Annotated in this window: 14 protein-coding genes; 5 read left to right on the top strand and 9 right to left on the bottom strand. The window is 36.6% G+C overall.

Going from position 1 to position 15,553, the window contains the following annotated elements; translation table 11 throughout:
* Positions 1–3: 3 nt before the first annotated feature.
* From HU137_RS07220 to HU137_RS07205, 4 genes are all read right to left on the bottom strand, one after another.
* Complete coding sequence (locus tag HU137_RS07220) at positions 4–1,800, bottom strand: ABC transporter ATP-binding protein (protein ID WP_182043109.1); 1,797 nt, start codon at positions 1,798–1,800, stop codon at positions 4–6.
* A 16-nt stretch (positions 1,801–1,816) separates the two neighbouring features.
* Positions 1,817–2,590: a TIGR02757 family protein gene (locus HU137_RS07215; protein WP_182043108.1), complete on the bottom strand. Its 774-nt coding sequence runs from the start codon at positions 2,588–2,590 to the stop codon at positions 1,817–1,819.
* Positions 2,587–4,278 (bottom strand): LIC_10190 family membrane protein, encoded by a 1,692-nt coding sequence (locus tag HU137_RS07210; RefSeq protein ID WP_182043107.1) that lies wholly within the window; start codon positions 4,276–4,278, stop codon positions 2,587–2,589. Before HU137_RS07210 ends, HU137_RS07215 begins: the two co-directional genes overlap by 4 nt.
* Before the next feature lie 71 nt (positions 4,279–4,349).
* Positions 4,350–5,018, bottom strand: a complete 669-nt coding sequence (locus HU137_RS07205) for an ABC transporter ATP-binding protein (protein ID WP_182043106.1) — start codon at positions 5,016–5,018, stop codon at positions 4,350–4,352.
* Positions 5,019–5,237: 219 nt separating this feature from the next.
* Between HU137_RS07205 and HU137_RS07200 the strand changes: the two genes are divergently transcribed.
* Both HU137_RS07200 and HU137_RS07195 read left to right on the top strand, forming a co-directional pair.
* Positions 5,238–6,062 (top strand): UDP-2,3-diacylglucosamine diphosphatase, encoded by an 825-nt coding sequence (locus tag HU137_RS07200; protein ID WP_182043105.1) that lies wholly within the window; start codon positions 5,238–5,240, stop codon positions 6,060–6,062.
* Positions 6,063–6,148: 86 nt separating this feature from the next.
* On the top strand, positions 6,149–7,177 hold the full coding sequence (locus HU137_RS07195) for a glycosyltransferase family protein (protein WP_182043104.1): 1,029 nt from the start codon (positions 6,149–6,151) through the stop codon (positions 7,175–7,177).
* On the opposite strand, the gene HU137_RS07190 is transcribed toward HU137_RS07195, so the two are convergent.
* From HU137_RS07190 to HU137_RS07180, 3 genes are all read right to left on the bottom strand, one after another.
* Positions 7,116–8,594 carry an FAD-binding oxidoreductase gene (locus HU137_RS07190; RefSeq protein WP_182043103.1) on the bottom strand — a complete coding sequence of 493 codons (1,479 nt, stop codon included), beginning with the start codon at positions 8,592–8,594 and terminating at the stop codon, positions 7,116–7,118. The genes HU137_RS07195 and HU137_RS07190 overlap by 62 nt on opposite strands.
* A gap of 6 nt (positions 8,595–8,600) precedes the next feature.
* The gene (locus HU137_RS07185; protein ID WP_182043102.1) at positions 8,601–9,116 is read right to left on the bottom strand and encodes a hypothetical protein; all 516 of its coding nucleotides are present in this window, start codon (positions 9,114–9,116) and stop codon (positions 8,601–8,603) included.
* A gap of 73 nt (positions 9,117–9,189) precedes the next feature.
* Positions 9,190–10,680 (bottom strand): Do family serine endopeptidase, encoded by a 1,491-nt coding sequence (locus HU137_RS07180; protein ID WP_182043101.1) that lies wholly within the window; start codon positions 10,678–10,680, stop codon positions 9,190–9,192.
* Positions 10,681–10,873: 193 nt separating this feature from the next.
* On the opposite strand from HU137_RS07180, the gene dapF reads away from it, so the two are divergent.
* Together dapF and mltG are read left to right on the top strand one after the other, a co-directional pair.
* Complete coding sequence (dapF, locus tag HU137_RS07175; RefSeq protein ID WP_182043100.1) at positions 10,874–11,659, top strand: diaminopimelate epimerase; 786 nt, start codon at positions 10,874–10,876, stop codon at positions 11,657–11,659.
* A gap of 16 nt (positions 11,660–11,675) precedes the next feature.
* On the top strand, positions 11,676–12,698 hold the full coding sequence (gene mltG / locus HU137_RS07170) for an endolytic transglycosylase MltG (protein ID WP_182043099.1): 1,023 nt from the start codon (positions 11,676–11,678) through the stop codon (positions 12,696–12,698).
* 1 nt (position 12,699) lies between these two features.
* Here mltG and HU137_RS07165 read toward each other — a convergent pair whose 3' ends face one another.
* Entirely contained in the window at positions 12,700–14,346 is a 1,647-nt protein-coding gene (locus HU137_RS07165) for a glycosyltransferase family 39 protein (protein ID WP_182043098.1), read from the bottom strand.
* Positions 14,347–14,393: 47 nt separating this feature from the next.
* Here HU137_RS07165 and HU137_RS07160 point away from each other — a divergent pair, with 47 nt between their 5' ends.
* Positions 14,394–15,161 carry a queuosine precursor transporter gene (locus HU137_RS07160; protein ID WP_182043097.1) on the top strand — a complete coding sequence of 256 codons (768 nt, stop codon included), beginning with the start codon at positions 14,394–14,396 and terminating at the stop codon, positions 15,159–15,161.
* A 27-nt stretch (positions 15,162–15,188) separates the two neighbouring features.
* Here HU137_RS07160 and HU137_RS07155 read toward each other — a convergent pair whose 3' ends face one another.
* Positions 15,189–15,545 (bottom strand): bleomycin resistance protein, encoded by a 357-nt coding sequence (locus HU137_RS07155; RefSeq protein ID WP_182043096.1) that lies wholly within the window; start codon positions 15,543–15,545, stop codon positions 15,189–15,191.
* Between the last annotated feature and the right edge of the window lie 8 nt (positions 15,546–15,553).

Genomic DNA, 15,553 nt, shown 5'->3' with positions numbered 1-15,553 from the left:
TTTTTAAAAATTTTCTTCTTCTTCATCAAAGGTTTTAGCGATTTTATCGATGTTTAAACTTCTCGCCATCGCATCAAATATCCCTTTATATACGCCATTTTGATTATAAATCTCTTCATGTGAACCAGACTCCACCACCTTTCCATGCTCCATCGCAAAAATCCGATCGGAATCGATGATTTGGGAAATGCTATGCGAAATGATCACAACCGTTCGGTTCTTTTTGATCGCATCCAAACTGTTCTTAATTTGCTCCGTTGCGATGGCATCCAAACTCGCCGTGGGCTCATCCAGAAAGATAATCGGAGGATTTTTCAAAAACATCCGCGCTATAGCAATTCTTTGTTGTTGCCCGCCGGAAAGCAAAAGTGCGTTGCTTTCAAACTGATTTGGCAAATCCATGACTTGGTCATAAATGTAAGCTTGTTTGGCTGCTTCATGAACCAATTCTACTGAAGCATTTGGGTTACCATAACGGATGTTTTCTTCAATCGTCCCACTAAAAATATGGTTTTTTTGAAGCACTAAACCGATGTTGTTGCGTAAAAATTGGGTATCATAATCCCGAAGCGGTATTCCATCGAGTAAAATTTCGCCAGATGTCGGTTCGTAGAATTTATCGAGCAAATTTACAATCGTACTCTTCCCTGCCCCACTTAGCCCTACGAGCGCAGTGATTTTATTGGGCAGAATTTCCATGTTCACATCATAAAGCGCCTGCGTTCCGTTTGGATAAACGAAATCTACATTTTTTAACTCAAATTTTCCTTCAAATTTTTCCGGCTTATAGGTTCCTGAATGTTCAGATTCATGGTCCGCATTTAAGATTTCGAAGAAACTTTCCGAATAAATCATCGCATCGTTCATTTCATCAAAAATCCGATGCAATTGACCGATTGGCGCCGTTACATTGCCAAACAACAAAATGTGAAACATGATCATCCCGATGCTCATTTGGCCATCCAAAACCAAATAAGCTGTCAAAATGATGATGATCACGACTCCGATTTGTTCGATGAACGTTTTGGCACCGTTAAATAAAAAGCCTGTTTTTTGCGTTTTCAATTGATTTTCGGTCAAATCGTATTGGATTTGATTTTGTTTGTCCGACTCGATTTCTTCGCGATTAAAAGACTTGATAACCGTTATAGACTGAATGATATTGACGATTCCCTGGCTTTTGCTTTCACGGAAATTTCGCATATTTCGGCGCCAGCCACTTAGTGTTTTCGCTTGTTTGATCGTTATAAAAATATACACCGGAACGATCATCAATCCTACAAATCCTACCCAAAAATTGGCATTGAACATTAAAATCAAGGCGATAAAAGAATTCGCAAATAGCGGTAAAATATTGATGAAAAAATTTTGAACCAATCGCGTTAAACTCTCAATTCCTCTGTCAATCCTTGTTTGCAGCTTACCCGATTCGTTATCCGTCGCTGTATAAAAAGCCATCCGATACGTTAAAATTTTATCGACAACGGCCTGTGCTAAATCACGCGAAACATAGATCCGTAATTTTTCAGCGTAAAATTTCTGTCCAAACGTGATGATGACATTTAGGATTTCTTTTCCCAACAAAATCAAGGAAATCGTCACCAAAATGTTTAAACCTGAATTCAAACCTTTTCCAGATTCGACCAATTTATTGACCTCATCAACCGTATACTGAAGCGTCAATGCATTTACCTGCGCCGTAAACGAACCGATTAACGTCAGAAATAAAGCCGCAAAAACCAAAAACCGGTAAGGTTTCACATAGGGCCAAAGGTTTTTAAATAGTTGGAGAATCGTCATCGGATTTCAAATGTAATCAAAGTTTTGAAAAACCTTCAAAAACACCCAAACCAAAAAGTGCAAAATCGTATTTGACCGGATCTTTTGGGGCAAATTCTTTTAACCTCATTTGCAATTCAGAAGCAGCTTTCCAATCGTTTTGTTTTCGAGTTAAAATCCCCAATTTTCTTGCGACATTTCCTGAATGCACATCTAACGGACAAACCAATTGTGCGGTAGAAATGGACTTCCATATCCCAAAATCTACGCCTTGATTGTCATCTCGCACCATCCACCGCAAAAACATATTCAACCGTTTGGCAGCGGAATTTTTAGAAGGACTAGAAAGATGTTTTTCGGAGCGAATTTGATGTGGAATTTGAAGAAAAATACTGCGAAATTTTTCTATTGCATGAAAACTGTCTTGATCAGATTTATCAAATTGAAAAGAATTTTCCAGTCCGCCGTGATTTTCATAAATATTCCGTAGCGATTTGAAATAAAAATCCAAATCGATTGAATTGATCGTCCTATGTTTGAAATCTTCTATTTTTTCAAATTCATTATCCGAATAATTCATCACAAAATCATAAGGTGAATTCCCCATTCGATTCATCAAATCATCGAGTTTATTGATGATCATTTTACGATTCCCCCAAGCAAAAGTCGCTGCAAGAAATCCTGAAATTTCGATGTCTTCTTTCATTGAAAACCGATGTGGAATCTGAATAGGGTCAGAATCGATGAAATGTAATTGGTTGTACAATTGGACTTTTTCGTCCAGAAATGATTTTAATTCGCTGTGATTCATTTATTTATCTTTTCGGCATAGAAACCGTCTTCCAGATTTCCGGTTCGCAACTGCGGCCGTACATGGTACCATTTTTTAAAATATTCCAGCATCGATTGGTTCACACAAGGCAATTCGCCATCGCCGGTGATCCAGAAAAATTCAGTTTCACCAATTGGAGAATTGTATTCAAAATTTCCTTCTCTTACTTTTTCATATTCGAATTGATGAAGAGAAATATTTGCCGGAACTATTACATTTCTCAATCGATAAGGTTCCAATTTATCAGGCATAAAATTACTGTTTTTGATGTTAGAAACGTTAATGGAAAACAGCAAAGGAATTAATGCAATTAAACCGAAAAACCCAAAAATCGGTAAAACAAATTTTGAGTTGTTTAATAATAATTTCGCCAAAATATACAGGCTCATACCGGTAATCAATGGCATGAAAAACCGGTATTGGGGAGAAGTAAAATACAAAACACCAAACTGAACCAAAGCATAAATATACAACCAAAACAAGGTTTTGTTTTTTCTGATCCAAATAGGGAAAATCAATAAAAGCAAGATGATCAATTTATTGAAAACACTTCGCAAACCCGGTTCTAACAACCAATTTTTAAAATATTCAAAAAAACTTTGGCGCTGAATTTCTTCAAAATCCAAACCGGTCAAAGAGTCGACTTTCATGTTTTGCATCATAAATTTCGCCATTTCAGGAGACAATTTCCAGTCCGGATTTAGCAATGAACTGAATATGGAAATCGGATAAATCAAATATCCGGAAATAATATAATTCTTCAAGAAATACAAAGAAATTGACATCAGCGCTATCAGCATCATAAATCGCCATTCTATTTTAAAAAGTTGATGTCGGATCAATAAAACCAATGGTAAAATTAAGAGCGGCAAAACAGTTATTTTTATGAAAATCAAGAAAATCACCAACAGCAAAAGGAGTTTGAACTCTCCTTGATAGTCGATGAAATTTTTATAAAAAAGATAAAAAATGAGTTGAGAAATTAAAAAAACAGGCAGATCTGGAGATGGAGCACTCAAAAATTGGAAGAAAAACAAATTACCTACCGGAATCAGTCCCAAAAAAAGATCCATCGTGATTCTGCTTTGAAAAAATCGATTGAGATGATGCAATGAAAAAAAGGTGAAAATCAGCATCATAAATCCGTTCAAATCATTGAGAGAATTAGAAATAAAACCAAAATTAAATCCGCTTTGCAACAAATGCCATCCTGACATTTGACCAAAAAAGAAATGAAGATTGGCCAATCCTTTTACCAAACCAAATTCATTTAACCATTTGATGGTCTGTATATAATACGTTTCATTGTCAACGATAAAAGGCTTGGTGGCGGATTGCATCAGAATCAAAGTGGTCAACAAAACTCCCAGAATTTGAATTGGGATTTTCCATGATTCCCACTCTGCGAAACAAGATTTCAGTTGCGTTTTAATGGTTTGAAAACGAATGAGAATTATAAAAGAAGCAAACAAAAAATTAGCTCCGTAAAAAATTTCGTTTATGGGAAGCCAAATGGCAAAAAAATGAATCAACATCATTTCTCCAAAAAGCCCAAAAAGTAGAACAAAAAATAGGTTGGAGTTTTTCTGAACAAAGGGCTGAATCAGCATTCCCATCCCGAGGCATATCCAAAAAATGTACATCCAATTCAGAAATTTCAAAACCATAATGATTCAGTTTTTGGGGAATAATTTTTTGAAATGAATCTACAAGATCCATTCTATTTAAAAGCAAGAACTCAAATCTCAAACTTCCCGTCCGCCATCACCAATTTCCGGTCAGCCATATCTGCCAACTCCTCGTTATGTGTCACGATCACAAAGGTTTGCCCAAATTCTTCTCTCAATCGGAAAAAGAGTTGGTGCAATTCTTCAGCGTTTTTTGAATCCAAATTACCGGAAGGTTCGTCCGCAAAAATAACGGCCGGTTGGTTGATCAATGCGCGGGCAACTGCCACGCGTTGCTGTTCACCACCGGAAAGTTGAGATGGTTTATGTTCCAAACGATTTCCTAGCCCTAAGAATTCCAAAAGTTCTTTGGCTTTATTCTGAACCAAATTCGGTTTGGTTTTACCTATAAAACCCGGAATACAAACGTTTTCGATCGCTGAAAATTCGGGCAGCAATTGATGGGACTGAAAAATAAATCCGATGTTTTCATTTCGAAATTTGGATAATTTAGCATCGGACATTTGGGTAATATCTTCTCTTTTGATCAGAATTTGGGTAAAATAAGTTTGCGGATCTGTGCTTTTTTCCAAACTGCTTAAAATCTGAAGCAAAGTCGTTTTCCCTGCACCGGAAGCACCTACGATCGAAACAATTTCGCCTTCACTGACATCCAGTGAAACGCCTTTTAATACTTCTAAATCTCCAAAACGCTTGTGAATATTATTGGCCAAAATCATGAGGCTAAATTAAGAAAATTGACATTAGACCTGTCGAAAATAGTTGAATATTTAATCCAATTCTAACAATTCCCTAAAATTCAATTTAAATGGCTGCTGTTAATTTGCAGAAACACTTCATGAAACCGATATGTTTAAAATAGTCTTTAAACACACTGCGGAATAACTATTTTAAACATAAAAGGTTCCATCTGACGATTAATACAAAAAAATAAACAGATGAAAAGAAAGGTTGATTTAGTCGTTATTTCAGACATCCATCTCGGGACTTATGGATGTAGAGCGAAAGAATTGTTAAACTATTTAAATTCTATCCAACCCAAAACCCTGATTTTAAATGGCGACATCATCGACATTTGGCAATTCAAGAAAAGGTATTTCCCCAAAAAACATTTGAGCGTATTGAAAAAAATCATCGGATTTGCGGTAAAAGGAACCGAAGTGATCTATATCACGGGAAATCATGATGAAATGCTGCGCAAGTTTACCGATTTGCATTTGGGAAAAATAAAATTGACCAATAAGGAAATCATCGATCTGGATGGTAAAAAAGCTTGGATTTTCCATGGTGATGTTTTTGACGCCTCCGTTCAGCATTCCAAATGGATAGCCCGCCTCGGTGGAGTGGGTTATGATTTGTTGATTCAATTGAACAATTTGATCAATTGGGGACTGGCGAAGATGGGACGTGAAAAATATTCACTTTCAAAAAAGATAAAAAACAGCGTCAAAAAAGCGGTCAAATATATTTCCGATTTTGAAAATACAGCTTCAGAGTTGGCCATAGAAAAAGGATTTGACTTTGTAATTTGCGGACATATCCATCAACCTCAAATCCGCAAAATCGTTTCTAAAAAAGGGAACTGTATGTATTTGAATTCAGGAGATTGGATCGAAAATTTGAGCGCACTTGAATACCACAAAGGAAAATGGAGTATTTTTTCTTATGAAGAAAACAAAGAAAAATTGAACCAAAAAGAAGAAGAAGAAATTTTTGAATTGAGTTTGGAACAACTCATTTCTTCCGTAACCAGTCCAAATTAAATTTTAGGTATGCTATTTGATTTAGCACTTATCCGTTTAATAAATAAAGGATTTGGCTGAACATCTATTTTTATAAAAATTTAAAAATGAAAGTATTATATGCACTTCAGTGCACCGGAAACGGACATATCGCCAGAGCCCAAGAATTACTTCCCTTATTCAACAAATATGCAGAAGTTGATCTACTCGTAAGTGGGCATCAATCCCAAATAGTGCTTCCACAAGAACCCAAATTTCAGTTCAAAGGCATTTCCCTTTTGTATGATGCAAAAGGCGGACTTTCTTATACAAAAACAGCTTTAAAAAATAATTTTTTCAAAGCAATGAAAGACATCAAATCTGTTCCGGTAAAGGAATATGATTTGGTGTTGAATGATTTTGAACCGATTTCTGCTTGGGCTTGTAAATTATCCAAATATCCCAATATTGTGGGCGTGAGCCATCAAGCTTCCATGCTTTTTGACCAAACACCTAAACCAAAAAATAAAAATCTTTTAGGCGAATTGGTTCTAAAACATTATGCGCCAACTCAAGAACATTTTGGCTTTCATTTTGAAAATTATCACCCCAAAATTTTCAAACCCATCATCCGATCCGCGATCCGAAATCTAAATCCTCAAAACAAAGGATATTACATGACATATTTGCCGAGTTTTTCGGACGAATTTTTAATTGAAAAACTAAATGAAACCCATGTCGATTGGCGGATTTTTTCCAAAACAGCGACGGAAATCTATGTAAAAGGAAATGTTTTTGTTTTCCCGATCGACCAAACCGAATATTTACGATCTTTTGAAAACTGTGATGGAATCCTTTGCAACGCCGGGTTTGAAACGCCTGCCGAAGCGCTTTTTCTCAAAAAGAAACTCTTTGTGATTCCTATTAAAAATCAGTACGAACAAGAATGCAATGCCGTTGCGCTTGAAAAATTGGGTGTAGAATCCAATCGCGCATTTGACTTAAGAAAAATCCAGGAATGGATAGATGCAGAACAGAAAATCGAAGTCGACTATGTCGACCAATCTGAGAAAATCGTCCGCCAGATTCTAGCATTTAGCTCTTCCGAACGCTTTGTTCGAAATGAAACAAATCTTCCGGATCCAGTTGTGATTTGATTTGCTGTAATTTTCCGTAATTCTTCCCAAAATAAGCCGTTTCCCAATTTGGGAAATTGATATCGGGATAATTTCGGTATTGGGCAGAAATTCCGGCGTTGTGAAACAATTGCTGGATTTCTTCAAATTTCTCTAAGAAAGATTTTCCCTGTGATGCGTTGTCCCAATAGGATTGCAATTCACTCAGATACGGAAAACTTCTGTGTGGATAAGCAGAATTTTTTTCAAATTCTAGATTATTGATTTCACCTCCGAGTGTGTTAATTTGGTAAATCATGCCTGATTTGGAGATTACCTTTTCAAAAACTTGAGGAAGAATTTCTTCTATATCTTGAATTCCTTTGTACAAACCGGCCGAAGCATTTTTGAAATAGAGAGGTTCTCTGCGACCGTAATATCTTTTTAAGGCTGCCGCCAAATTTTGATTGTAAGTAGGTTTGTATTCGTCTGCCAAATTTCTCAATTCAGCAAAACTCGATTCAAATTCCCTCGAATTTTTTTGATAATTCGTAATCAAAACCGTTAAGGTTTTTCCGTTTAAAACGAATGCCGAAAAGGCTTCTTTGCGCAAATCGGAAGTATAAGAAAACCAAGCGCGGATCAATTCCATAAATCTGTCAACATTCAAATTCCGGTATTTCAACCGATAAGAACTAAAGGAATCAGGCGCTGGATGGGTTTTAAATTCCAATTCGGTGACCACACCAAAATTCCCATTCCCTCCTCCTCTACACGCCCAAAGCAATTCCGGATTTTCATCGGAATTCTGAATTTCCCCATTTCCATCCACCAGCTGAATTCGGGTCAAATTATCACAAGTCAAACCATATTTCCGACTAAAAAATCCATATCCGCCGCCCAAAGCTAAACCGGCAATGCCGACTGTCCCACAGGATCCGGCAGGGATAATTCTCTTTTTCGGTAGAAAATCGGCATAAATTTCTTGCAGCAAACAAGCGGGTTGCAAAACGACTTTTTCATCATCAAGCCAATTGATTTGGTTCATTTGGGATAGATTAATCAGCAAACTATCAGACGAACTGGAAAAAGCTTCAAAACTATGCCCACCACTTTTTACCGAGATTTTCAGTTTCTCTTCTTTTGCTTTTTGAACTGCGGCTTGAACACCTTTGGTCGTAAAACAAAGCGCCACTATTTTGGGTAAATTATCAAATCGTTTGTTGAATCCTTTTCTTAATTCGTCAAATTTCTCATCGTTTCGTGTTAGAAATTGAACATCTTGATCGGAGAATTCAAGTTTTTCAATGTGCGCAGGATTGGAATTGTTCTCCAAATCTTCTGCAACTTCATTTTTCGTTTCTTCTTTTTTGGCATCATAACATTGCCAGAAGATTAGACCCAAACTACTCATTCCGGCAAGTTTGAGAAATTCGCGTTTGGATAATTTCTTATTCATTTTAGTTTAATAAAGTCCTGCTTCGCTCACAAAATAAATCGTCGGAATATGAATCGTCAAACCAAATTTGATTCCGTCAAAAGATGTATGGTCATGGTCGGCAAATTGAAAGGAATATCCGACATTGGCTTCTACGATTCCGGCCATTGCGATTCCGATTTCAGGTGTAACATTCCATGGCGAAACATTTACACGAGCCGAATAAAACGTACTGTTCACATATTCGCGATAAGGATCGATTCGGTTTTTGACTTTTTTGGCGTTGAATTGATAACCGATGCCCAATTCGGGAACGACTACAAATTGTTTATCAAAGTAGGCCATGTTGGCGGTTGCGCTAAGGTCGATTAAATTTCCGTTAGTCTGTGTCAAATACACTTCCGGTCCCAGTTTGAAATAGTTTCCATTTAAATTGGCATAACCGACATTGACGAGTAAATGGCTCATCAAACCTCCCTTTTCTTGCGCTTTTGAGTTTCCAAAAACACAAACTATGATCAATATTCCTAATAATTTTTTCACAAATCAAATATATAAAAAACGGCACAACCTTTCGAGTTGTGCCGAACCTAAAACTATGAAAACTTAAATCGGTCTAGTCCAGTGTAAATCCTCTCGTATAGATTCTTCCATAAGGATCCACATAACTGATGGAAACTTTCCCTTTATGGGATTTGAGGATTTTTTCTATATCATTTTGATCGCTTACTTCTTTATCGTTCACTTTCAAAATGATAAAGTTCTCACCGATTCCTACACCGCTTAATTTGCTATTGGGTTCCAAATTTTTCACCATCACACCATAATCAATCCCGAAACTTACTTTCTGACGATCAGTCAATGGCTCAAATTCTGCTCCCAATTTTTCCGTTACTGTCAAATCTGAAATCGAACGTTTGCTCGTATTTCCTTTTTGGTCGCGAAGGGTAACCGTATACTCTTTTTCTTTTCCATCGCGCTTTACTTTTACTTGTACTTTATCACCCGGATATTTGCTTCCGATGGCAAAAGACAATTTCCCGAAACTCGTCACTTTTTGACCATCAATTTCTGTGATGATATCTCCTTTACGGATCCCGGCATCCTGCGCTCCGCCATTATCGGTAACAGTTTGCACTAAAATTCCTTGTTGAGATTTCAGGTCTGTCCCTCTTTCTTTGTTGTACTGTTTGACTCTGTATTCGTCATTCAAATCCATTCCTTCGATTCCCAAATATCCGCGTTGAACCAAACCATATTTTTTGATGTCTTCTACTACTTTTTTCACCAAATTGGAAGGAACTGCAAATCCATATCCGACATAACTTCCGGTTTGAGAAGAAATTGCGGTATTGATTCCTACCAAATCTCCGTTTGGATTGACCAAAGCTCCTCCGCTATTTCCCGGATTAATGGCTGCGTCTGTTTGGATAAATGATTCGATTGGATTCGTTGCATTTCGACGTAAAATATCGATGCTTCTTCCTTTTGCAGAAACGATTCCGGCTGTTACAGTAGAATTCAACCCAAACGGATTTCCAACCGCCAAAACCCAATCTCCAACATTGATTCCGTCTGAATCTACAAATTTGATAAACGGTAATCCCTTATCTTCGATTTTAATCAAAGCAATATCCGTGTTGGGATCAGTTCCGATTAATTCAGCCGAATAAGATTTCTGATTATTTAAGATCACTTCAATCTTTTGCGAACCTTTGATCACGTGATTATTGGTCACGATATAGCCGTCTTCCGAAATGATCACACCAGAACCTTGTCCGGTTGGCAAATCAGGATCTCTCTGTTGTTGTGGATATCCAAAGAAAAACTCAAAAGGATCACTCATCCTTTGGTTTTGGGTTTGGTTTGAAAAATTATTGATGCTTACCACCGCATTGACCGTTTTTTGCGAAGCATCTACAAAATCAGGTGCAGAAAAAGCATAATTCCCTTTATAATCTACAAAATCAAAAGCACCATTGTTTTGATCACCTCTTGCAGAAGTTACAATTTCCCCATCTGCATCAGAACTCAAAAATTTCATTCCAACCAAAGCAAAAGTTGCACTTAAAAGTCCAACTATCACATATCCTAAATATTTTTTCATCTGTATTTAACTTGATTATTAATTTACGTTAGTTTCAAAAACGATTCAAATTTGAGAGATTAAAATATGCTATACAAGCGGTTTAACGCTGCTTTAACAAAAATTATCAATCCTTTAATCCCTATTGCCTCAAAGCATATTCCAATTTAATGATCTCTTTGATTTTTTTCTAAATTTGTGCAAAATAATTCTTTTGAAAATTCCCTTTTTTAAATACCAAGGCGCCGGAAATGATTTTGTGATGGTGGATGATCGCACCGAAACCTTTCCTCAGGACGAAAAACAAATTGAAATGATCTGTGACCGACATTTCGGTGTAGGTGCTGATGGATTGATTTTATTGCAAAATGATGATATTTCCGATTTTAAAATGGTTTATTTCAATTCTGACGGAAGACAGAGCACCATGTGCGGAAACGGTGGTAGATGCATCGTTCGTTTTGCACATGATTTAGATCTGATTCAGGACAAGACCGTTTTTCAAGCCATCGATGGTGAACATGAAGCCATCTTAAATGAAAATGGTGTAGAATTGAAAATGTCCAATGTTCCAGAAGTCCAGAACTTTGAAAATCATTTGTTTCTCAACACCGGATCGCCACACCACATCGAATTTGTACAAAAAGTTGAAGATGTTGACGTGAAAAATCATGGAAAACAAATCCGCTATGGCGCACCTTATTTTGAAGATGGCTCCAACGTGAATTTCGTCGAGATTACTTCTGAAAATTCGCTCAAAATCAGAACCTATGAACGAGGCGTTGAAGATGAAACCCTCGCTTGCGGAACGGGAATTACAGCGGCTGTCATCGCAGCTTTTGAAGCAGGTAAAATTTCGACCTCAGAAGTAAACGTTTCAGCAATGGGTGGTGAATTGAAAGTGAAATTTGAAAAAAATCTCTCCGGTGGATATGAAAATATTTGGTTAATCGGTCCGGCAGAATACGTTTTTGGAGGGGAAATTGAAATGAAAATATAAATTTATTTGAATCAAAATGAAGAAGATATTTCAAATTTTATGCGTCAGTTTTATATGCAGTTCGATTTTGATCAATTGTACTTTTTTTGAAGGTTCAAAGAAAAATATCAAAGAAGATGGTTTTCTCTATGTAAGAACGGGAGCTGATTTCAACGAAGTTTTGGATTCACTCTCAAGCAAATTGGAAAATCAAGAAAGTTTTAAAAATTATGCTGAATCAAAAGATTTGCCTTCTCTTTTAAAACCCGGAAAATACAAATTGAATGAGGGGGAGACCAATAAATCTCTGGTAAATAAACTGATCATCGGAAACCAAGAAGAAGTGAGTTTGATGATCCGAAACGAACCTACGATTTTTCATCTCGCAGGTTCGGTTTCGAAAAAAATTGAAGCTGATTCTGCTCAGATTGTGAATGCAATTGTCAATTGGGCGAAACAAAAAGACCCGAATTTGACAGCAGAAACCGTGAAAATGTATTTCGTACCGAATACGTATAATTATTATTGGGCCACGTCAGGAGATAAATTCGTCGAAAAAATGATCGGTGAATTTGATAAAGTTTGGAATGAAGAACGTGCTCAAAAAGCTGAAACCATGAAATTTACGCCGTTGCAAGTTTTCACCTTAGCTTCTATCGTCCAAATGGAAGCTTCAAAAACCGACGAGCAACCCAAAGTCGCACAGGCTTATCTAAATCGTTTGGCAAAAAATATGCGTCTGGAAGCAGATCCCACTTCCATCTATGCCTTCAAACTCCAAAATGGTTTTAACCAGAAAATCCAACGCGTCTATTATGGGCATTTGGCGGTTCCGTCGGATTATAATACGTATCGGGTAAAAGGTTTGCCGCCGGCACCGATTTGTTTGCCCAACATGACGGCTGTGGATGCGGTTTTGAATCCGGATGGACATGAGTTTGTCTATTTCTGTGCCGACCCCGATCGTCCCGGCTACCATAGTTTTACCAATGATTTTGCTGAACACGAGAGAAATGCTGCGAAATACCGGAAATGGCTGGAAGAAAGAGGAATTAAATAGTTCATTTAGTCGAAATCAAAATCGGTTTAGATAAATAAGAAGTCCCAATTGGTTGGTAATTCAACCCCAAACAAGCTTTGAATTCACCCTTTTTTTCAATGTTTTTGAATTTGATTTTCAATTCTTTTGATTCATTGGGTTTCAAAATAAATTCACTCAATGGAATTTGAACAGCATATTCGATTTCATATTGTAAATCTTTGTAATAATTGATATTCAACTGAAAATCTGACTTTCCAGCAATTGAAATTGGATGCTTCTGATGATTGATAATTTTAACTTCCAATTCGATTTCTTCTCCAAGTTGAACTTTTAGTTGATCAATTGTTTCAATTTCAATTCCGTCAAACGGTTGATAATTGGAAATTTCTTTTAAATAATAATTCCGGTTTTTATAGCCTTTAAATGAATTTTCCGATTTCACCCATGGCGAAATATAAGTAATCGTTTTGCCATAAAAATCATCTTCCCAACCCCAAAGCGTAAATTGACTTTTACGGTTTCCAAGCGTTCTATGCACCGCTACCGAGGTTTGTGGATTGTAAAATTTGTAAATGGATGCTTCCTGGTATTTCTCAAAAATGGCGAATTCGGGATTGAATTTCGCAGCTGCTTCAGCAAAATTTTTGTTTTTTTCAAAAGGGGAAATTTCCGGAAGAATTAAAAGCGTGCGCAATATTAGCATCAATAAAATTCCGATGTAACTTAAATTCAAAATCCATTTTAAATTTACCCGATTTTGATAATGAAAATAAAGAACCAATGCCATCGCTATGAAACTGATGAGCAACCATTGCGGCTGGACATTGTCCTTAAAAATGGAAAAGAAAAAGAAAATCCCCGGTAAAATCGCAAGCCACCAAATGCTTTTTTGAAACGAATTCTCCGATTTGAATTGAAAAATGGATTTCCAAATAAAATAAGTCAATAGAGGAGCTGCACCCAGAAAATAAATCCCCAGATAATTGAAAAACTTTCGGAACTCAAAATGTTCATCCGAACTTCTTTCCAAAAAGTGATACTGAATCGGTATCCAATCATTCTCAAACAACCAGAAAATATGCGGTGCATACAAAACCAAACTTCCCAAAACTGCGAGATAAAACTTCGGATTTCGCCACCAGATTTTAATAATCGGAAGCAACGTAAATACGATTACTAAAACGCCGTGGTATTTGCTGTACATCAATCCTGCAAAGGAAATCGCCAATAAAATTGTTGAAAGTGTCGAGTTTTTTTCCAAAAACTTTTTCAGCGAAAACAAATAGAAAATTGTAAAAAACAACAAAGGTGCATCGGGCGTTGTAAGAAATCCGAAAACTTGAAAAACCAAAACTGAAGCGATAATTCCGTAAAATAATCTGATTTGACTTTGGGTTTTAGGATTCAGTATTTTCCAAAGAAAAAACAAACTTAAGCTATTAAAAATAACCGTTAACAACCTGACACCCAATTCGTTTTGAAAAAATTCATATCCGACTGAAATCCACCAAGCGACCATCGGCGGATGATCAAAATAACCCCAATCCAAATTTTGCGACCATAACCAATAATAAGCTTCATCTTCTGAAATCGGCGTAAAAAAAGCTTGTGCCAAATTGACAAGAAATAAAATCAGGATTCCGTAAATGAGTCGTTTGTCCGGCACAGTTTGAATTTGCTACAAATTAAATCCAAATTTTCTAATTTTGAAAAATGACATTTAAAACCAAAGAAAGCCGACTGCTCATCGTTTTGGCCGCATTTTTTGTCGCCAACACGGTTTTGTCTGAGTTCATCGGTGTGAAAATCTTTTCAGTCGAGAAAACCCTCGGTTTCGAACCGGTCAATTGGAAATTATTTGGCGTAGAAAATCTTTCTCTTGATATGTCAGCTGGAAGTTTAACCTGGCCTTTGGTGTTCATCATGACCGACATCATCAACGAATATTTCGGTGTGAAACAAGTTCGGTTTTTGTCAATTTTGACCGCTATTTTGGTGTTATTTCTTTTTGGAATGACCTGGATTTCGATTCAAGTTACGCCATCTGATTTTTGGTTGATTCAAGAAGTAAATGGCGAAAACATCAAAATGGATTTGGCTTATAATAAGGTTTTCGGACAAGGAATGTGGATCATTTTTGGATCATTGACCGCTTTCCTTTTGGGGCAGATTTTGGATGTTTCCATTTTCCACCGCATCAAAAAATGGACCGGCGAAAAAGCGCTTTGGTTGCGTGCAACCGGATCAACAGTCGTTTCTCAACTCATCGATTCCTTTGTCGTGGCCTTTATCGCATTTTATCTAAATCCCGCTTATGACTGGACTTGGCAAACGGTTTTAGCAATTTGTCTGGTGGGATATATCTATAAGTTTACGGTTGCGGTTTTGTTGACGCCGATTTTGTATGTGATTCACTATTTGGTTGATTCCTTTCTGGGAAAAGACTTGGCGAGGAAATTATTAAAAGATGCGCAATCTTAAATTATTTAAAATTATAAATTTTGAATTTTAAATGACTTGACCAAAGGTCAATAAATTATTATCCGGATCGAGCAAATGAAATTCTTTCATGCCCCAAGGTGTAGCTTTCAGTTTTCCGTTGGGATGAATTTCGATTTTTTGGGTTAAAAATGATTCGTACAAATCTTCTATTTTTTCTACTCTGATATAGATTTGACCATAATTTTCTTTTGGGTTTAAATCTTTGAAAAGAAAAAAATGAATTTCGATTTCGTCTTTTTTCACCATTAAATAATCCAGATATTCATCGCTTCCAAATTGTTCAAATCCCAATTGGTTCAAATAATAATTTTTCGTTGCGGCTTTATCGCGCATCGGAAGTTTTGGGCAGATGGATTTTAGCATAAAAATGA

The sequence above is a fragment of the Moheibacter lacus genome, from assembly GCF_014042165.1.
In the GTDB taxonomy this organism is placed as follows: Bacteria; Bacteroidota; Bacteroidia; order Flavobacteriales; family Weeksellaceae; genus Moheibacter; species Moheibacter lacus.
This window is presented reverse-complemented; position numbering and strand designations above follow the sequence as displayed.

What these genes read in the sequence shown, in the direction of transcription:
- HU137_RS07220 (WP_182043109.1), bottom strand. Translation starts at nt 1,800, where the DNA reads ATGACGATTCTCCAACTATTTAAAAACCTTTGGCCCTATGTGAAACCT.
- HU137_RS07215 (WP_182043108.1), bottom strand. Translation starts at nt 2,590, where the DNA reads ATGAATCACAGCGAATTAAAATCATTTCTGGACGAAAAAGTCCAATTG.
- HU137_RS07210 (WP_182043107.1), bottom strand. Translation starts at nt 4,278, where the DNA reads ATGGTTTTGAAATTTCTGAATTGGATGTACATTTTTTGGATATGCCTC.
- HU137_RS07205 (WP_182043106.1), bottom strand. Translation starts at nt 5,018, where the DNA reads ATGATTTTGGCCAATAATATTCACAAGCGTTTTGGAGATTTAGAAGTA.
- HU137_RS07200 (WP_182043105.1), top strand. Translation starts at nt 5,238, where the DNA reads ATGAAAAGAAAGGTTGATTTAGTCGTTATTTCAGACATCCATCTCGGG.
- HU137_RS07195 (WP_182043104.1), top strand. Translation starts at nt 6,149, where the DNA reads ATGAAAGTATTATATGCACTTCAGTGCACCGGAAACGGACATATCGCC.
- HU137_RS07190 (WP_182043103.1), bottom strand. Translation starts at nt 8,594, where the DNA reads ATGAATAAGAAATTATCCAAACGCGAATTTCTCAAACTTGCCGGAATG.
- HU137_RS07180 (WP_182043101.1), bottom strand. Translation starts at nt 10,680, where the DNA reads ATGAAAAAATATTTAGGATATGTGATAGTTGGACTTTTAAGTGCAACT.
- mltG (WP_182043099.1), top strand. Translation starts at nt 11,676, where the DNA reads ATGAAGAAGATATTTCAAATTTTATGCGTCAGTTTTATATGCAGTTCG.
- HU137_RS07160 (WP_182043097.1), top strand. Translation starts at nt 14,394, where the DNA reads ATGACATTTAAAACCAAAGAAAGCCGACTGCTCATCGTTTTGGCCGCA.
- HU137_RS07155 (WP_182043096.1), bottom strand. Translation starts at nt 15,545, where the DNA reads ATGCTAAAATCCATCTGCCCAAAACTTCCGATGCGCGATAAAGCCGCA.